Origin of the sequence: Paenibacillus qinlingensis, from assembly GCF_031455095.1 — a bacterium.
GTDB classification, from domain to species: Bacteria; Bacillota; Bacilli; order Paenibacillales; family NBRC-103111; genus Paenibacillus_E; species Paenibacillus_E qinlingensis_A.
Map to the genome: position 1 here is coordinate 34,658 of NZ_JAVDSB010000002.1, position 18,461 is coordinate 53,118.

Below are 18,461 nucleotides of genomic sequence, written 5' to 3' on the forward strand. Positions count from 1 at the left end.
CGGTCATCCTGCCGCCCAGTACCCCTTATTTATTGTATTTGGCTATCGTGTCATTAAACTTCTTGGAGATCGTATCTATCGTTTGCTTCGGCGTTGACATTCCGATGAACAGCTTTTGAATCTCAGGGAACATCGCAGCTCTCATCTCAGGATAGCCTTTAATTCCCCAACCTGGGTCAATAACCGGCCATTCTTTCGTTTTCGTAGCTAACTTAGCTAGGAATTGAAGCTCTGGGTCACTTTCGGTCCAAGCAGGCGCTTTCCCAAGCGGATTGAATGATTTCATAGCAGTTTGGAAAATCGTATTATCTCTCATCGTCCAGTAAAGGAATTTCTTCGCCCATTCTTCTTTCACAGCATCCGAGTTCTTGAACACAACACCAAAGCCAATTTCAGACTTTAATGCCGCTTGACCAGGCGTTGTTGAAGGGAAGTTGACGTACATATACTCATGAGGTCCACTTACACTTCCATCCTTCAAGCCGTTCTTGATAATATCGGAGTGAGCTGCTGACGCAACGACCATCCCGTTCTTCCGCTGCTTCCAGTAATCGAGCGCGTTCGTGGATGTCAATGTTTCAGGATGCGGCGTGACAAGCCCTTCATCGACGAGTGATTTGAAGAAGGTTAAAGCCTTTTCCGATTCAGGGCTGTCACCTGCTGTATATTTCGTGTAATCAGCATTGAACAACTTCGCTCCGTATCCGGAAATGATATTGTTATAGATTTGATCCCCTTGTTCATTCAATGCGAATAGCGTTAGTCCATAAACGCCTTTTTCTTTATTAGCTACAGCCTTCAAAGCGGCTTTGAACTGATCCGGCGTCCATGTCCGGAATTCATCCTGAGGAAGCAATTTCTCGGCTCCCGCTTCTTTCCATAAGGATTTATCAAGTATTAATCCGAGTTGGGTCGAATAATACGGCATCGTTACGACATTGCCGCCGACCGAAACCATTTTCATCATATCCGCACTCTTCTTCACTTGGGCCAAATCTTGGGCAGGGATAATATCCTCAAGCGAAGCCAATGCGCCCATTTGTCCATACGCTAATGTACGCCCTGGATAATCCAGAAATACGTTTGGAGCCGACTTGGAGGCGATGGCTGTTGTGACTTTCTCATTAATCCCATCAAAGGGAATAAGCTCTATGTTGACTTTGACATTCGGATGGAGCTTCGTCCATTCCGGCAGCAAATCTTCTTTAAACCAGTCGCCAGCTTTTTGACCTGGCTTATACGTGCCGTTCGGCGCTGCCCATACTGTCAACTCGATCTTAGGATCCTCTTTCGGCGCTTGCGTGGCTGCCGCTGTCGGACTGGTGCTGCCCGCAGGTGCTGTGCTAGGCGTCGGCTTACTAGCCCCCTCATCTGTGCTGCACCCTACTGTTGTCGCCATCAAGAGTGATACACTCGTTGCTACAAAAAGTGATTTGAATGAACGTTTTTTCATGATAGAAATCATGCTCGTCTTCCTCCCTTTTCCAAATAAATATGAATTGGATATGCAAAGTCTCTTCGTCTTGTCAGACATTTCCGAAAACGTTTACATGGTGAAGGTTCTATGCTCTTGATGGAGTAGGGTAGGTAACATCATGTGCGTGGATTGGAAGATCGTAAGAAGGGGGAGGCCTAGCCGTTACTCAGGCAGGGGAAACATCTCTCTTATACTCATTGTTGAGTAACTGAGGTGCCTCATCAGTAGATCACTTTCTTGCGCAGCTGCTGTCAGCGGCAGATGTTCATGGGTTTCGTTATAGACTCTGAAAAAGCCTTCGGCAAAATTAACACCAGCCGCTCGGCCATACTCGCCGTTATAGGATTCAAGCAGCTTACGAGCGAATAAGCCGCTGTAGCCTTGGCTTTTGAATTCGTCCATCGCCTTGATCTTTTCACCTACAACTGAACTAATGTCAATAAACACATCATTACGAATGCCGTACAGACTTAATCCATCAATCGGACTTACCGGAAGGGAGGTTAAAAAGATTTGTTTGACTTGATACTCAGGCTGACCATCAAGATTTTTCAAATAAAGGGATACCTTGCTGAGGCCAGCGAAGGCCATTTGTGTTGCGATGGTATGGGGATTGTGAAAGGCGGTGTTCATGGGGTAATCACAGATGACGATGTCAGGCCGCTCCTTCGAGACCTCTTCTGCAATTCGATTCACGATTTCTTCATTGACCGTTGAATAGTTGTCGTCGTAATCGAGCATGATCAGCTTGGAAATACCGATTGTCTGAGCTGCACGTTCCAATTCGCGTTTTTTATTCAACGCAATTTCTTCCAAGCCCGCCTGCAGGAGACTCGCATCGGGGTTTTCTTTGCGCCACTCCTCTGCATACTTGTTCGGATGAAGTCGTCCGCCGTGTGTCAAAATGAGCGCGACAACGTCATCCCCTCGTTTGGCATGAAGCGCGAGCGTCCCGCCGCAATTCGTAATCGTATCCGCGGGATGCGCGTAAATCGTCATAACTTTCATAGAACCCTCCTCGTTATCTCCGATTAATTGCGTAACCTACTTACAAGTTAGCATCTGCTCCTCGTACTTGCGTAGGTGAAATTAATTAGATACCCGTGGATTTCGTTAGTCCTACAAGCAAATATAAAGAAATTGACCTATTTCTGATAATAACAAAGCTTCCTGATCAACTAATTTGCCCTAGAAGCTGCTTCCGAAATTGCGAAGGAGACAGCCCTGTATTCTCTTTGAACCAAATGCTAAAGTAATGCGGGTTGGTGAAGCCGATCTGCAGTGCCACATCTTTGATTTTATTGGCAGGATCCTCCAACAGCCGTTTGGCATGTTCCATTCGCACTTGGCCCACATAGTCAGTAAACCCAACGCCGACTTCCTTCTTAAATAATTGGCTGAAATAGTTCGCATTCAGTCCAACTTGCTCCACAACGGAATCGATACCAAGCCCAATATCGCTGTATTGCTCGTTAATAATCTGCAAGGATTTGAGAATATTCCGGCTATGCTTTTTCTCTTTCTGTTCATTCACACCTAAATGTTCCCTCAGACGTGTAATGAATTGTCTGCCGTTCTTCTCAAGCGGTTGTGATAATAACTTCTCTTGCACATCACCGAACCAATTTTTGTCCATGACCGTGGATTGACCCGACTTGATGAGCAGCTTATACAAGTGATTATACAGTGCTGCCATAAAGGCATATAGGACATGCGGAACGAGATGACTGGCCCTCGCGTAAACGATGAGTTCTTCCATCACAGCCGCACAATTGTCTATATCTCGTTCGTCCATATAATAGAGGAGCTTATTTTCAAAAGCTTCCGGATATTGTGACTTCCAAGAATCCCCGACAAAATAGGTATTCGTTTGGTCATCCATCTGCTCTCCGACGAGGTAATTGAGAAGTGCTTTTGCTTCTTCGAACGAGGTCTTAATCAGGTTAAAATGCTCGTAATGATTGCCAACAAACGCATAAATTTGTAGTTCCTGACGCTCTTTTAGTTCACTGATTAACGCATGGATGTTCGGCAATGCCTCATCATTCTCACCGTTAAATATCAGGCAATACTGTTCATTTGATAAATAAATACTAATCATCTCATGCCCCTCTTCGAATTCGTGCATAATCGATTCCAGCTGATCTAATTCTTCTTTCTCATAACTACTGTGCAAATGAAGCAATACTACCCGAAATGATGCCGCATCGAGCTGGAAGTTCAGCCGTTCCGTGAAAAAGCTAGCCTCTGTTTCGGTCATTCTACCTTCCAAAAGAGAGCGAACCAGCTTCTCCCTCATGAGCGGTTCACCTTCACGTACCTTATCGATCATATGATTGAAAGCCCGGCCAAGATCTCCAAGCTCATCTTTAAACAACGGCTGAAATTTCATATTCAGATTGCCATGCTCCACATTTCGGAGCATACGAATCATTTTACGGAGTGGCATAGAAATCGTTTTGGAAATATACACGGAGACTACGACCATCAGGATGAGGGATACGCCAAGAAAGGCTACCCATAAATTGTTGATATGTTTAAGATCCTTCAGCAGCAAGCTCTGAGGAATCGTATGTACGAATGTCCATTGGGTCAAAGGGTGCTTCGAATAAGCGACGACATAATCGTCGGATTCATTCGTATAATGACCTTTCATCCCAGTTAATTGATCAGTATGAATAGGAGGAATACTTTCGCCGCTCCCCGCTGAGAAGATATAGCCGTTCGAATCAACGATGCTGTTCGTCCCTTCGTCCAGATTCGATGAAGCTAAGTAGTTGTTAAGGATCGTAGGGGAAATGGAAATGATGAGATATCCGAGGACTTGCAAATTATTTTTATCATAAATCGTCTTGAACATCACAATGGATGTTTGCTTATCACGCCACTTGATGAAGGACCATAAGGAATTGCTGCTTTTGTTGTTTGCCATTTTGTCATACCAGCCCTGGCTAGTAAATTCATCACTGACCAAATAGCTGGGCGTGAAATTCATGCCAACTCCGCTGTCGTACACATTTTGAAATTTATCAACCAAATAAATGGCTTCAATGCCAATAAATCGAGCTGATAATTGCCTTAATTGATCATAGATGTAGTTGTAAGAAAGAATACGTTCCATACCATTCAAACTTGCGGCGTTCGCACTTAAAGGTTCTTGCACATTCTCATTGTAGACAAGCAATTGAGATGATTTCTCAATACTTTGGAAATAGCTGTCCATACTGCCTGTGAAATACTCAATCTTTTGCAGCATGGCATTGCCTTCTTGATCGGTCATCATTCGCTTGATATAGGTCGACGACAATAAGGCAAAGATCACGAGTGCTAGAAGTGTGACAAGCGAGAACGATAACCATAGCTTCTTCACCAATTTTAAATCGTGAAAAATTCTGAAACCATTCGAAAACATTCTCATACTCTTTCACCACCCCTATTTTTCTATTGTTGAAAAAGAAAACGGCATCACTCGCTGATGCCGCTTCCCCCTTACTTGGCTGTATAGCCGCCATCCACAGGCAGGTTCGTGCCCGTTACATATTGCGAGGCATCCGATGCGAGAAATACGACAGGCCCCCAAATATCATCCGCTTTGGCCATGCGGCCTAACATCGTTCTGTCATTATAACGTTGAATAAACTCGGGGAGATTCTTCTCCGTCTGAAAACCGCCTGGTGAGATGCAGTTGCACCGAACCTGACTTGCACCATAATAACTGGCGATAAATCGGGTAAAGTTGATCATGCCGCCCTTATGGAAGAAATAGTCGGGGATCAGACCATTTAACGGCAACCCCTCATACAGCGTAGGATCGGGTCCGACCATGCCTTGAATCGAACCGATGTTAATGATCGAGCCGCCGCTCCCTTTCTCGGCCATCCAATCGCCAATTACCCGCGTTAACTCAAACAATCCTGTTGCGTTAACCGCCATGCTGCGCGCGAAGGTTTCCAACGAATCGTTATAATGAGACATCGTACGGGCGACAGCATTGTTGATGAGGACATCACATTTGCCTTCCCGCGCTTCTAATTTCTTTCGAATCGAAGAGATCGATCCGAGATCTTCTTGATCGAAAGGAATGGCGTTCACCTTAATTCCGTCTCTTCTAAAATTCTCTTCAATCTCCTCTAAACGAGCTTCATCGCGAGATGTCACGTATACGCTGCCTCCTGCTTGCGCGCAGGCTCTTGCGATTTGTGACCCATAAAGGCCCGCGCCTCCGGTAATGAGCACCGTCTTGTCAGCAAGTGAGAAGCTATTCATTACATTCGTACTCACATCGATTTCCTCCTATCGAATGACACAACCTCCCGCGTTACCAAGCGGTCCATCCACCGTCCACCATGAGATTCGATCCGGTCATATAACTGGAGGCATCGGATGCCAGCATAATGATCGCGCCTACCATTTCCTCGGGTTTGCCTACTCGGCCGAGCATGGTTTTGGCTTGCAGCTGCTGTAGGAAAGCTTCGTTTTGAGCGATTGCCGCATTGGGAAAAGGTCCTGGCGACACGCTGTTGCAACGAATCCCATACTTGGCCAAGTGTGCCGCACAGTATCGGGTCAGTTGAACAACGCCGGCCTTCCCAACACCATAATTCGGCGGATTGTTGGCACCACTATCCCCATAGATCGAAGGATCAGGCGAGACGACTCCGTACATCGAAGCGAAGTTAACGATGGACCCGCCTCCGCTCTCTCTCAGATAGGGGATGGCTTCTCGAATGCAACGGAACGTCGTACCGAGAGCTCCATCTACGCCTTTATCCCATACTTCATCTGTCATAAATTCAAGCTCAGCCTCTTGGCCATAGCCAGCACCATAGGTGGCACAGTTAACAACAACGTTCAATCGACCGCTGGCTGTGTGATGTGACGCAAACATGTCTTGAATCGATGTTGTTTGGGAGACATCGCAGACCACCTGCCGTAATCGCCCCTCCTCCAGGGCAGATGCCAAGTTCGGGTTTGTTCGGAAGGCTAGGTCTGCTACCGTCACATCAGCGCCGAATGCCAGTAATGCTTCCGTAATCGCGGTTCCAAGATACCCTGAACCCCCTGTTAGAATGACACTTTTATCCTGTAATGAGAAAAGCTCCGTATACATGTCGTGGCCTCCCTTAGCTTTTGGTTGAGCCGTAGACGGAATCCGTACCTGTTCCGGAGCTGCGGTTGATGCTGGATGCGATCCCGCTTAAATACTGACCAAAACCAACCACATCGGCCCCAACACTTACAAATTGATAGCCCATCGCTACTAAATCATCCATATTACTCGGACTGCCAACCGTCCCTGCATATTTCCCATGCTTTCTTGCCAGTCTAGCCACCGATTGCCGTGTTTCAACGAGCAGCGGATGATCCCACTTGCCAGGAGCACCAATCCCTTGACTGAAATCTCCGGGACCGAAAAATATCATGTCCAGCCCAGGCAGTGCGATGATATCTTCCAGCTCATTAAGCGGCTCTGGATCTTCAATTTGCAGGACGTTGAATCGTTGATCATTCGCTTGCGATATATAGTCACCCAGCTCCAAATTGCAAAAAGCACCGTCCGAATTTCCACCATCAAGCGGTCGTCTGCCGATCGGGTAGAACTTGGTGTGATAAATGATTTGCTTAGCATCCGCTAAACTCATGACATGTGGAACCATGATCCCTGCCGCATCCATCTCTAACGGACGAATCAGTTCACTGTAGCTTCCTCTTGCTACACGGACAAGCACATCCACATCATAGGCTTTTGCTGCCCAAATCTGGCGTTCAATGACAGCCAAATCATTGGGGACATGCTCCATGTCCGTCCATAGGCAGTCTACGCCAGAAATTCTGGCGGCCATTTCTGTTATGCGTGGATCGGCGAGATTCAGCTTCAACGCGATTGCTGTTTCTCCTGCCCGCAGTTTACGTAAAACTCGACTTTGACGCATATGAAAGTTAGTAGCCATCCGTTTTCGTCCTCCTTAAGGTTATGTACGAAAAGCGTGCTTCACTACGTTAGTTCGCAGTGATTTCCTCTAGCCTTACAACTCTTCCACCTTCGTCTCGGCTGCGAATGCCGGCAATGATCATGCGCATTAATTCTTCCGTTTCACTGAACGGAAAGGGTCTTTCTCCTGTTTTCAAAAAGTGTATGAAAGCTTCAAGCTGTGATTTGAAGGAATAAAACGTATCTTGAGCGGTAACCGTGACATTGGCTTGTGTCCCACATAGCTGTAGAATACCGTGCGAACCATACATGTCATCCATCGCAAGCACCATCACATCGCCATGCAGGCGATGCTTGAAGTGAACGATGTTGCGATCTTGCGTTCCTACGTTTTGAGCGGAAATAAAACCGGGGCCTAGAATGGGGTAAATCGACTCCAATGCATGGATACCGTAACGTTCCCAGCTTTTGCAAGTCGTGATGCTTGTGTAACGAAGTTCTCCTAAGGAGTGAATGGAAGTGCGATAAGGCATATATTCTTTACAATAGCGCATGCAGCTAGATGACATAATCGGGGCACCATCGCGCACCCACCTTCGGAACTGCGCAAGATCGGACTCATTATCGACCAGAGGCTTATCGACAAATAGGGGGAGACCCGCCTCAACAAACGGCCGACAGCGTTCCACATGCTCATGGCCTTTATCCGTTGTAATCATGACGGCATCTACGTGTCCGATAACATCCTCTGGCCTGGATACGACATGTGGGATCAGCGAAGCCTTAGCCACATGTGCGGCATCTCGGGGATCATCCGTCCAAATATGGGTGACAGATGCTCCTTGTATTTGCAGCTTTTCTGCGGGCTCTTTAGCTAAATAATTCGGTATTGCGGGGTAAGGACACTCGGCCATCGTCTGCTTGTCATAGTTATTGAACATGGCACTCCAGGAATATGGGTGCCCATTGCCTTCCACCATGCCTAGAACTGCTATTCGTAATGGTTGCATGAGGAACTCCCCCTCTCCATTATGTAAACTGATAGCCTAGTTTCCGCGAGATCTGATTTGCAGCAAATTTAATACTTTCGGCCATATCGGGCAATAAATCAGGAGCAAACCGATGCATAGCCCCCGAAATGCTAACCGCACCCTCGATGTTCCCATACATGTTGAAGATCGGAGCAGCCACACAACGTGCACCCTCTACAATTTCTTGATCATCCATGGAAAATCCTTGTTCGTGTACAACTTTTAATTGGGCAAAAAGTTGATCGACCGAAGTAATCGTATTTGGTGTGATAGCCGGCAAGCCGTGAAGTGTGATAAACGCTTTAACCTTATCCTCTGGTAGAAAAGCGGACATGGCTTTGCCCATAGCAGTCGCGTGAAAAGGTGCTTTGGATCCTACGGTATCCGTCATTCGCAGTGGCTGTGTACTCTCGATAATCTCTACATATAACACCTCACCTTCCAACATAACACCTAAGTTAATGGTGTCGCCATAGAGCTCAGAGAGCCTCTTCATCTCGTGCATCGCCGCGGTTCTTAGCTTATTTCGCTCTAACAACCCGCGTGTCAGCATCAGCTGTTTGTAGCCTAAGCAGTATTTGCCATTGTCATCGTCTCTACTGATGAATCCCCTATTTTCCAAGGTTAAAATGATTCGGTACGTCGACGATTTAGGCTGATCCAGCATCTCTGTTAGTTCCAAAAGATTCAGGGAATCGTGCTCCGCCAAAAGCTCCAGTAAATCCAATGCTTTATCGATGGCTTGTATGGTGTAACGCTCTTGTTTCTCTCCTACATCCTTGCTCATTGTATAGTGAGTTCTCCTTTGTCAAGATAACTTAATTAACTGCCCGCCATCTACAACTAAGCAATGCCCCGTCATATAACGTGAATCACTAGTTGCCATGAATAGTGCAGCGTCTGCGATTTCCTCGGGTACGCCAGCTCGGCCCATAGGGATCGTTTCGAGGTAGGGAGCAAATGCCGCTGGATTATCAATCAACGGTTTCGTCAGCCTCGTCTCAATAAAGCCCGGGCAAAGTGCGTTGACACGTATACCTAGTGGCGCAAGCTCCAAAGCCATAGACATCGTAAGAAGATTAATGCCGCCTTTCGTTGCGTTATAATGCGCTTGATCTTTCTCCGCAGCTAAGCCATTCACACTGGACATATTAATGATGGATCCACTTTTCCCTTGTTGTACCATGCATCTTGCCACCGCCTGCCCGACGAGAAAAGTTCCTTTCAAATTAATCGCCATATGTCGGTCCCACTCAGATTCCTCAATCTCCAAGAAGGAAGCTGGGCTGCAAATACCCGCATTATTCACTAACACATCAATGGTTCCCCAATTCCCCAGAACAGTATCCACCATGCGATTAACATCTGATTTCAACTGTACATCACCATCGATCCAGATGACTTCACCACCCTGAGCTGCAATCTCCTCAGCTGTTGCTTGCAAAACTGCCTTTTCACGACCAGTAATGGCCACCTTCGCACCTTCAGCGGCAAACCGCACAGCGGTTGCTTTACCTATGCCAGTTGAACCGCCCGTTATGAGCACGACCATATCTTTCATTCTCATCCGGCATGCCTCCTTATAAATTGACTAGCGCTCGATCGACAGCCTTCAATGTTTCTTCAATTTCTTGAGCGCCATGCGTCGCGGATAAATACCATAATCCATTGGAACGAACGAGCACGCCTTCTTCTAGCATTTTGCCTGCAAAATCTGCATACTTAGCTCCGTCCCGCTTCGTAAAGGAAGCAAAATCTTCAACCGCTGGCTCGTGAGTAAACATCATATGGAAGACTGGACCAACATGATTGACGATGCCTGGAATGCCGTGCTTGGCGAGTAAACTACGAATCCCTTCAACGAGATGAGTTGCGTTATTTTCCATTTCATGGTAAATTGTTCCATCCTCTTTGGACAGTTCTGCTATTGTCGCTAAGGCTGCTGATGTCGCAACGCAATTCCCGTTCAAGGTACCCAAATGGCTGACGGTTCCGTTCTCAATCAGCGCCATAATGTCCTTGCGGCCAGCTACAGCACTTATGGCAACGCCTCCGCCTAATGCTTTGCCAATGGTAATTAGATCTGGCTCCAATCCAAATTTCCCATGTGCCCCGCTTAAGCCAAGTCGAAATCCGGTGATGACTTCATCCAAAATCATGACCATATTCAGCTCTTGAGTTAGATCCTGCATGTGCTCGAGATAGCCAGATTTCGGGAGCACGCAACCGGAGTTGCACATCACTGGCTCAGAAATTACCGCAGCAATGTCATCCTTATATTCCCGTAAAGTTGCCTCCAAGACTGCGGAATCATTCCACGGAAGCAAGATGATATCTTCCAGCGCTAGCTCACTCTGACCGCTTGTGCCTGGCAGAAGCCGTTGCTCCTGCGTAGCAGCAGCGGAACTGGACTGGCGCATGTCTGAGCTTGGGAACGCGGTAAATATCGCATCCGACCACCCATGATAATGCCCATGAAAGCGAACGATCTTCCGCTTGCCCGTAAAAGCGCGAGCTAATCGCAGAGCCAGCATAACCGCTTCTGTGCCAGAACCGCTTAAAGCCACCTTATCCGCGCAAGGTAAAATCTCAGTCAAGCGGCGGGCCAGTTCAATCTCCCCTTCATGCTGCAACCCGAAAGTAACGCCACGCTTCATCGCTGCATGGACACTCTCCGTCGTTGCCTCATGCGCATGGCCCAGAATCAAGGGTCCATAGGCAAACAAATAATCAATATAGGTGTTACCATCCACATCCGTTATTCGTGGACCGGTGCCCGATGCAGCGAATAACGGCGTCGGCTTCATGGCGCTTCTTAACGAGCTCGCCACTCCGCCTGCCAAATAGGCCTGTGATTCCGTGTATTTCTGCCTCGATTTCTCAACATGCTTCATACTTACATCCTCCCTAATCCGCACTTCCTTGGAGAGTGATTTCGTTATGTAAGTTCATAGATGATATTGAAGTTTAATCATAGGTTCCAAATCTCGGCTGCGGCAACGAATCCATGGGATATATTGGACGACTTACGTGTTGATATTGAAAATGGGCAAGATTGGCATTACAGCATCCAGGTGAATCCACGTTAATCACATGCTTGGCGAACGATCCAAAGGCTGTCTGCCAAGCAAGCGCTGATTTGGCCACAATCATGTGATAATCCCCAGGCCATAAACCAACGGATCGCACATGCCCTACATCCCAAGGGGCCACCCGCTTCTCCGTCAATACGAGCGTGAGTAATCCGCATTCAACAACGGCAGTTAAACCCATCTCCGCATGTTGGCCGGTCATATACGGACCCGCATGTCGGTAATGTCCGTCAAACAGTAACCGAATCTTCCCCTTCACCGCTACAGGCGTTCCGTGCAAGGAGTCGCTTTTACCTCCTACCAAGCCTTCGAAAAGGCCTCCGATTCCGTGCCAATAAGCTACTTTCACGGCTTCGGGATCGCGAATCACAATGAATGCTTTCTTCGGCACATTGATTAATTCAGCGAGTAGATGCGTTGCATCAGCTGGTGCGCCTCCCCCTACATTGTCGGAACCTTCCGCCAAGATAACAGGACCTTCCAGCTGCGCCAACGCCTCGGTTACGGCTTCACGCGGTGTTGCATAGCTGACATTGAACGTCTCCTTCCGGTCAATCGCCATCTGTGCGAGTTCTGCCGCACAGCGTTCAGCTAAGCCGGAATCGCCATCTGTCGTGACGACAACAGACATTCCCGCATCGGGCACGTCACTGTAGGGAAAGCCTCCAGCTACCGTCACGTTCAGCACACCAGGCATACGCTCCATCTCAAAGGCATGATCCATTATCAGTTTCATACTGCCTACACTTGTCAGCATGCCTTGCGGTACAACGAGCATGCCGGTATGAACCATTGCCCGAACAGGGCGAATCTCACCGCGAATTGAACGAACGAGCAGGTCGAAGGCTTCAACCGCCCGCTCATACATATCCACATGCGGGTAGGTATCGTAGCCTACGATGAGATCCGCATGGCGAACCATCGCTTGGCTGATATTGCCATGCAGATCGATTGTCATGGCAATAGGGAAATCGGGTCCTAGCTTCGCGCGAAGACGTCGGAGGCACTCCCCTTCATAGTCGGCGTACTGCTCCGACACCATAGCGCCATGCATGATCAAGAGAAGGCCATCTGATCTGCTGTCGATGGTGTCCACGAGGGCATCAATCAGCGTGTCGCCCGTTACTGCCTCCACCATCCCGCTTGGTGTCGCCGCCACATACAAGCCTGGCAACAAGCTGACGCCTTGTACAGCTGCAGCGGCGATTACGCCCCCCATCGTAGTGCGCGTCCCTGCGTAGCGGGCTACAAAAGCATCACCGCCCATCGTCCACTGTTCCCGAAAATGAGCGATGTCCGTAATGCCAGGAGCGAACGTATTCGTTTCATGCAAAATACCGGCTACAGCAATCTGAAGCTGGTCATTCCTCATTTTAAAGGCTCTCTCCACGACGAGTAACTGCATAAGCGATCGCATCAATCTCTACTAAATAACTGCCGATGGAACAACCAATAGAGGTCCTCGTTGGAAAAGGTTGCTTCATCAAGCTTTGATAAGCTTGATTGTAGCCAGGAAAATCCTCTTGTCTGGAGAGGAATGCATTGATTTTTACAATATGATCGAGCGTAAGATCAGCCTCTGCAAGAATAGTCTCGATGTTGCGCAAGCATTGGAGCGTCTGTTCTTCAATCGTTTCTCCAACAACTTCACGTGTTACAGGATCTACGCCGACTTGGCCAGACACGTAGACGAAATCACCTGCGCGAAGTGCTTGCGAGAAAGGAAGTGGAAATTGGGGTGCTGCTGAAGAATGAATGGGCTGTGACATAAGTAATCGTCTCCTTTGTATGTACGTTTTTAGATTTGCTGTTAAGTAACTTTACCTCTGGCATCGACCGTTAGGATACGTTCAAGTTGCCCCCCACGTACGCCAAGGAGTCGATCATGTAGGTTGGTCACGGCGCAGCAATGATTAGGTATAATCTCCACGATGTCACCGATCTGAAGATCGGTGCCGTCAGGCACGGAGAGAATACCATGTTCTTCGTTAAGCCGCTCGACGAAGATAGCGGGATTCTCCGGTATGAATCCGTAACCTTTGCGGTGTGCGCTGCTATCGTTGGACAGCGTCTTCGAGCCCGCATCGATGATGACGGTTCCCTGCCTAGGCGTGCTGACGACCGTGGCATAGATGCGCATCGCACAGGCCTCTTCGCCGATTAAGCCTGTATACAGCTGGGAGCCATCACCGAAAACATAAGCCCCAGGCCGCATCTCCGTTACACCCAAGCCGGCGAGAGCACCGATGAACTTGGATGTCGGTGTGGAGCCAACGCTAATGTCCGGCACATCCACACCTAATCGCCGCAGCACGCGTTGTGATTCCAGTAAAGCTTCCGCTTCAGCAAGGGCAACTTCCAGACAGTCGTCGGCACGACTCTTGCTATAGGCCTGACCCGCATGAGTCATTAATGCGCTTAGACGAATACCTGGCAGCTTAGCAATTTGCACAGCCAACGCAGCTGTCTCCTCACCCGGTTCTTTCCCACAGCGGTTCAACCCGCTATTCACATCTAAGTAGAGCGGTACGCGAAGTTGCAAATGCTCACCAAGATCGGACAATCCTTTAGCCACTTCATAACTGTCCACACTAACGGAAACTTGAGTCTGTTGTTGTAACAGTCGTCCCAAACGCTCCAGCTTCAATCGGCCCACAAGCGGATAAGCGATCAGAATATCATCTATACCGCCAGCTGCCATGACTTCAGCCTCGCCAAGCTTTGCCACCGTAATGCCTGAAGCGCCATGTCGCAGCTGCTCTTGCGCGATCCAAATGCTCTTGTGAGTCTTCGTATGTGGCCGTAATCGTACGCCAGCTTTGGCAGCCAATTCAGCGGTACTCTGCAGATTGGCATCCAATCGATCCAAATCGATGACGATTGCTGGCGTATCCATATCCGTTGGCCATGTTGCATCATTCATCTCAACACCTACCATCCTGCGTATTAGAAACTAACGCTTTGACCTTGTAGAATAACTTGTTTCACCTGAATCTCTTCATCAATGAGTAGGAGATTGGCTAACTTCCCAGGCTCGATACTCCCCATCTGACCGTCCATATGAATCACTTTTGCTGGATTCAGCGAGGCCATACGGAAGGCATCCACAAGCCCGATTGAGGCATGCTTCATCATATTGCGAACGGCTTTGTCCATCGTTAGACAACTGCCGGCCAAGTGACCAAGATGATTCCAATTCAGATCAGAACTGTTGCCATTGTTAACACCTGCATCAGGCATGGCATCCGTAATAATGATGACACGATCAGTACCTTTGGTTTTATGAATAAGCTTCAGCATCAAGGGACGGACATGAACCCCCTCTGCATCAGGAATGACTTCAGCATAAATATCGTCATGAACGAGAACCGCCTCATCGACACCAACCTCACGAGTTCCCCCATATCTGGAGGGAGAGGGCGTTGTGCCTGACGCATTCGTACAGTGACAGCCGATACGCAGACCTTGCGGGACAAAGCGGAATATTTGCTCCGCAGTCGCTTCGGAATGTCCAACGGAGAATGAAATCTCATATTTCGCCGCCTCATTCACAAACGCTTCTTGACCATCCAGCTCAGGTGCGAGCGTCCAAACTTTAATGTGATTCCCAGCAGCTTGTAATATTTCTTGGTATTCAATAGGGTCAACAGGACGAATAGGTGAAGTGATAGCGCCATATTTATTATTAATGTAAGGGCCTTCCATATGAATGCCTACAATGGCCTGTGCGAAGGGTTTTTCGGAGTTCATACTGGTTAAAATCGTTTGAATGCCTGTCTTTACCTGCTCTCTACTCTCGTTGTAGGTAAAGGTTGGAAGAATAGCTGTCGTCCCATGTTTCAAATGGGCAAGTGCGAACTCATACGGATGCTCCCATGACCATACGCCGCCACCACCATGACAGTGGATATCGATGAAGCCTGGAGCTATGTAGGCGCCTTGTGCATCTAACACAGTGTACCCCTGTGGTATATGCACTTGTTCTGCTTCGCCGACACTCACGATGAGACCGTTCTCGACGAGAACTACCCCATTTGGAATTAAGCGATGGGCTGTAATAATCGTGCCGTTTTGAATGACTAACGTATTCGTTGCCGGCATTCATTCACCTCTTTCCCAAAAATGAAACCATGGTTTTATTTTTAGTATAGCATGCCTTTCACCACTGTAAAGATCCATTTGCAAATTTTCTCAACCACTCTTTTTCTTACTTATAACGACAAAAAATCTGGATTCTCCTCGCATCACCTGTCTACCTTGAATGTGCAGTCAAATAATCGGTATTTCCTAGAATTCAACTAAAAAAAATCCATCTATTCGCCTCGTCTTCCTCCATTCTTTTTCCAATTCCCTCCACTATCCCCTTCACTCAGGATACACTTCCTTAACTAGCCCTCCACGACTGTTCTTCTGAGCCAAAGGGATAGTGCGGAGATAAATTTTTGAACACCGCCTAACGTGATATACATCAATTACTCTCACTCCACTTCCACTATCCCCTTCACTCAGGATACACCTGCCTAACTAGCCCTCCACGACTGTTCTTCTGAGCCAAAGGGATAGTGCGGTGATAAAGTTTTGAGCACCGCCTAACGTGATATTCATCAATTACTCTCACTCCACTTCCACTATCCCCTTCACTCAGGATACACTTCCTTAACTAGCCCTCCACAACTGCTCTTCTGAGCCAAAGGGATAGTGAGCAGATAAATTTTTGAACACCGCCTAACGTGATATACATCAATTATTCTCACTCCACTTCCACTATCCCCTTCACTCAGGATACACTTCCTTAACTAACCCTCCACAACTGCTCTTCTGAGCCAAAGGGATAGTGAGCAGATAAATTTCTGAGCACCGCCTAACGTGATATACATCAATTACTCTCACTCCACTTCCACTATCCCCTTCACTCAGGATACACCTGCCTAACTAGCCCTCCACGACTGTTCTTCTGAGCCAAAGGGATAGTGAGGAGGTAAATGGGTGAACAAATAAGCGACTACGCCGGCCGGTTTACTAAGGCGGGAGTATCACTATATAGAAAAACCTCCGGAACAGCTGCTTCCGGAGGTCTCTATCAGTTGTATGCTCTGTTACCCTGCCCGCTCCTCTAAGGAGGACTCACACATAGCTAGCGGAAGGCGTAGCGTGATGCGGGTTCCCATGTGAGAACCGCTCTCGAAGAGAAACTGTGATTCATTGCCATAGTACATTTTCATTCGGGCAACGACGTTACGCAGACCAAATAGATCCTTCTCCTTTTTCAAATCCGTAGATATGCCTTCCACAGCCTGCTTAGAAGCCTCCTCCAATTTGCCACAAATATAGGTGAGTCGATCTGGACTGACGCCTACTCCGTTGTCGCACACTTCAAGAACGAGATGGCCACCATCCAGATAGGAGGAAATGGCGAGTTCACCGCCACCACTCTGTTTCTCCAAACCATGCAAAACCGCATTTTCCACCAAAGGCTGTAGGAGAAGCTTCAGCACATGATAGTGCGCGCTTTCCTCAGCAATCTCGAAGCGAACCGTGAAATGATCAAGGAATCGCAACTGTTGCACTTTAATGTAGTATTTCAAATGCTCGATCGTTTCCCTCACCGGAAATGTCTCATTTCCCTTGTTAAGACTTAGTCGGAAAAATTTCGACAAATTCAACACCATTTCGCTGATTTCATCCGCCTCATAGTTTTTAGCTGTCCAATAAATGGAATCCAGCGTGTTGTAGAGGAAATGGGGATTGATTTGTGACTGCAGAAATTTCAATTCCATTTTAGACAATAACAATTGTTTCTCATAGTGATCTCGGATCAGCGTTTTCTGATTCTCCGCCATCCGATTAAAGGATTCGATCACATAGCCCAATTCATCGATCCGTGTATCTTCCAGCTGAATGGTGAAATTACCGGTCCGGAGCTGCTTCATCCCATAGGCCAGCTTCCTCAGTGGCGCGGAAATACCTCGATAAATGATCCAGGATGTCCAGATAGCAAGTACCAAGCTGACGACTAGAATGCCATAAGAGAAAATTTTTAACGAGTCGGTATGACTCCGAATTTCCCACAAAGGCTGCTCCATCATCAGCGTCCACCCGGATAGTTTCGACTTCACGTTGATCGTTACCATCTCCGTACCGGTCTGTGGTGATTTACGAATCGTTCTTACTTTATCCACCTTGCCCCACACCTGGGAATTCACACTTCTGCCCGTGCCGGTTATCGATCTTCCTTCATTATCAAATAAATAGATATTCGCATTTTCCGAAGGCAAAAGCGGTTTGGCGAGCTCGATTAGCGCACTCTTTTTAACCGAAAGGATGAGCAAGTTTGGATTCATCAACGTACGATTATAAGGGTCCATTGTCCGAATTAGATGCACACTATCGCTATCAAAATACGACTCACCTTGCTGCGGAGTAAAGAAAATCGTCCCCCCATTCGCTTCCATTAAATTGCGATACCATTCCTGATTCTCTGCTCCACCAGGCAGCTTGCCTCCTCCGAATTTCGTGGAAATGACGGTGCGTGATGGCATATGGATAATTGTAATTTGGTCGATTATGAGATTAACCGTCGTCATACTCGTGATCTGATCCATCACTTGAGCAAAATGAACGAATGACTGTTTCTCGGGTTCTTGACCGACAGACTGCAGCGTGGCATTGACATTCGTATCGAAAGCGATCAAAGAGGACAACTGCTCGATATTTTGTAAAGTCAGATCGATATAATCCGTCATGGTATGCAGCGCGCCTTGTGTCCGCTCTCCCGTCTGCACCTCTACGATCGACTGCGATTTGGCAATGGCAAACAGACTGAACCCTGCTAACGGAAGTAGAATAAGTAAAAAATACCAAGTTAACCGAACTTGGATGTAACCAGCAAGCAATTTGCGAATTTTGGGAAGTATTTCTTTGGTCATTTC

Annotated in this window: 15 protein-coding genes; all 15 read right to left on the minus strand. The window is 47.6% G+C overall.

Annotated elements, in window-relative coordinates:
* Nucleotides 1-25: 25 nt before the first annotated feature.
* Complete coding sequence (locus J2736_RS08225; protein WP_310225328.1) at nucleotides 26-1,453, minus strand: extracellular solute-binding protein; 1,428 nt, start codon at nucleotides 1,451-1,453, stop codon at nucleotides 26-28.
* Between the two features lie 186 nt (nucleotides 1,454-1,639).
* Nucleotides 1,640-2,485 carry a PIG-L deacetylase family protein gene (locus J2736_RS08230; protein ID WP_310225330.1) on the minus strand — a complete coding sequence of 282 codons (846 nt, stop codon included), beginning with the start codon at nucleotides 2,483-2,485 and terminating at the stop codon, nucleotides 1,640-1,642.
* Between the two features lie 166 nt (nucleotides 2,486-2,651).
* Nucleotides 2,652-4,895, minus strand: coding sequence for a helix-turn-helix domain-containing protein (locus tag J2736_RS08235; RefSeq protein ID WP_310225332.1), 2,244 nt, complete (start codon nucleotides 4,893-4,895; stop codon nucleotides 2,652-2,654).
* 71 nt (nucleotides 4,896-4,966) lie between these two features.
* Nucleotides 4,967-5,758 carry an SDR family NAD(P)-dependent oxidoreductase gene (locus J2736_RS08240; RefSeq protein WP_310225334.1) on the minus strand — a complete coding sequence of 264 codons (792 nt, stop codon included), beginning with the start codon at nucleotides 5,756-5,758 and terminating at the stop codon, nucleotides 4,967-4,969.
* A 37-nt stretch (nucleotides 5,759-5,795) separates the two neighbouring features.
* Nucleotides 5,796-6,587, minus strand: coding sequence for an SDR family oxidoreductase (locus J2736_RS08245; protein WP_310225335.1), 792 nt, complete (start codon nucleotides 6,585-6,587; stop codon nucleotides 5,796-5,798).
* Between the two features lie 13 nt (nucleotides 6,588-6,600).
* A complete protein-coding gene (locus tag J2736_RS08250; protein ID WP_310225337.1) occupies nucleotides 6,601-7,428 on the minus strand; it encodes an HpcH/HpaI aldolase family protein in 828 nt (275 codons plus the stop codon).
* 49 nt (nucleotides 7,429-7,477) lie between these two features.
* Nucleotides 7,478-8,419: a Gfo/Idh/MocA family oxidoreductase gene (locus J2736_RS08255; protein WP_310225340.1), complete on the minus strand. Its 942-nt coding sequence runs from the start codon at nucleotides 8,417-8,419 to the stop codon at nucleotides 7,478-7,480.
* Between the two features lie 19 nt (nucleotides 8,420-8,438).
* On the minus strand, nucleotides 8,439-9,227 hold the full coding sequence (locus tag J2736_RS08260) for an IclR family transcriptional regulator (protein WP_310225342.1): 789 nt from the start codon (nucleotides 9,225-9,227) through the stop codon (nucleotides 8,439-8,441).
* A 21-nt stretch (nucleotides 9,228-9,248) separates the two neighbouring features.
* The gene (locus tag J2736_RS08265; RefSeq protein WP_310225344.1) at nucleotides 9,249-10,007 is read right to left on the minus strand and encodes an SDR family NAD(P)-dependent oxidoreductase; all 759 of its coding nucleotides are present in this window, start codon (nucleotides 10,005-10,007) and stop codon (nucleotides 9,249-9,251) included.
* A 13-nt stretch (nucleotides 10,008-10,020) separates the two neighbouring features.
* Complete coding sequence (locus J2736_RS08270; RefSeq protein ID WP_310225346.1) at nucleotides 10,021-11,334, minus strand: aspartate aminotransferase family protein; 1,314 nt, start codon at nucleotides 11,332-11,334, stop codon at nucleotides 10,021-10,023.
* Nucleotides 11,335-11,407: 73 nt separating this feature from the next.
* The gene (locus tag J2736_RS08275) at nucleotides 11,408-12,904 is read right to left on the minus strand and encodes a M81 family metallopeptidase (protein WP_310225348.1); all 1,497 of its coding nucleotides are present in this window, start codon (nucleotides 12,902-12,904) and stop codon (nucleotides 11,408-11,410) included.
* A gap of 1 nt (nucleotide 12,905) precedes the next feature.
* A complete protein-coding gene (locus J2736_RS08280) occupies nucleotides 12,906-13,301 on the minus strand; it encodes a RidA family protein (protein ID WP_310225350.1) in 396 nt (131 codons plus the stop codon).
* A gap of 41 nt (nucleotides 13,302-13,342) precedes the next feature.
* Complete coding sequence (locus J2736_RS08285) at nucleotides 13,343-14,455, minus strand: alanine racemase (protein WP_310225352.1); 1,113 nt, start codon at nucleotides 14,453-14,455, stop codon at nucleotides 13,343-13,345.
* Between the two features lie 23 nt (nucleotides 14,456-14,478).
* Nucleotides 14,479-15,633 (minus strand): N-acetylglucosamine-6-phosphate deacetylase, encoded by a 1,155-nt coding sequence (gene nagA, locus J2736_RS08290; RefSeq protein WP_310225354.1) that lies wholly within the window; start codon nucleotides 15,631-15,633, stop codon nucleotides 14,479-14,481.
* 995 nt (nucleotides 15,634-16,628) lie between these two features.
* Complete coding sequence (locus J2736_RS08295) at nucleotides 16,629-18,458, minus strand: cache domain-containing sensor histidine kinase (protein ID WP_310225356.1); 1,830 nt, start codon at nucleotides 18,456-18,458, stop codon at nucleotides 16,629-16,631.
* Between the last annotated feature and the right edge of the window lie 3 nt (nucleotides 18,459-18,461).

Bases quoted from the DNA above. Each gene is read 5' to 3' on its own strand.
- J2736_RS08225 (WP_310225328.1), bottom strand. From the start codon at position 1,453: ATGAAAAAACGTTCATTCAAATCACTTTTTGTAGCAACGAGTGTATCA.
- J2736_RS08230 (WP_310225330.1), bottom strand. From the start codon at position 2,485: ATGAAAGTTATGACGATTTACGCGCATCCCGCGGATACGATTACGAAT.
- J2736_RS08235 (WP_310225332.1), bottom strand. From the start codon at position 4,895: ATGAGAATGTTTTCGAATGGTTTCAGAATTTTTCACGATTTAAAATTG.
- J2736_RS08245 (WP_310225335.1), bottom strand. From the start codon at position 6,587: ATGTATACGGAGCTTTTCTCATTACAGGATAAAAGTGTCATTCTAACA.
- J2736_RS08250 (WP_310225337.1), bottom strand. From the start codon at position 7,428: ATGGCTACTAACTTTCATATGCGTCAAAGTCGAGTTTTACGTAAACTG.
- J2736_RS08255 (WP_310225340.1), bottom strand. From the start codon at position 8,419: ATGCAACCATTACGAATAGCAGTTCTAGGCATGGTGGAAGGCAATGGG.
- J2736_RS08260 (WP_310225342.1), bottom strand. From the start codon at position 9,227: ATGAGCAAGGATGTAGGAGAGAAACAAGAGCGTTACACCATACAAGCC.
- J2736_RS08265 (WP_310225344.1), bottom strand. From the start codon at position 10,007: ATGAGAATGAAAGATATGGTCGTGCTCATAACGGGCGGTTCAACTGGC.
- J2736_RS08270 (WP_310225346.1), bottom strand. From the start codon at position 11,334: ATGAAGCATGTTGAGAAATCGAGGCAGAAATACACGGAATCACAGGCC.
- J2736_RS08275 (WP_310225348.1), bottom strand. From the start codon at position 12,904: ATGAGGAATGACCAGCTTCAGATTGCTGTAGCCGGTATTTTGCATGAA.
- J2736_RS08280 (WP_310225350.1), bottom strand. From the start codon at position 13,301: ATGTCACAGCCCATTCATTCTTCAGCAGCACCCCAATTTCCACTTCCT.
- J2736_RS08285 (WP_310225352.1), bottom strand. From the start codon at position 14,455: ATGAATGATGCAACATGGCCAACGGATATGGATACGCCAGCAATCGTC.
- nagA (WP_310225354.1), bottom strand. From the start codon at position 15,633: ATGCCGGCAACGAATACGTTAGTCATTCAAAACGGCACGATTATTACA.
- J2736_RS08295 (WP_310225356.1), bottom strand. From the start codon at position 18,458: ATGACCAAAGAAATACTTCCCAAAATTCGCAAATTGCTTGCTGGTTAC.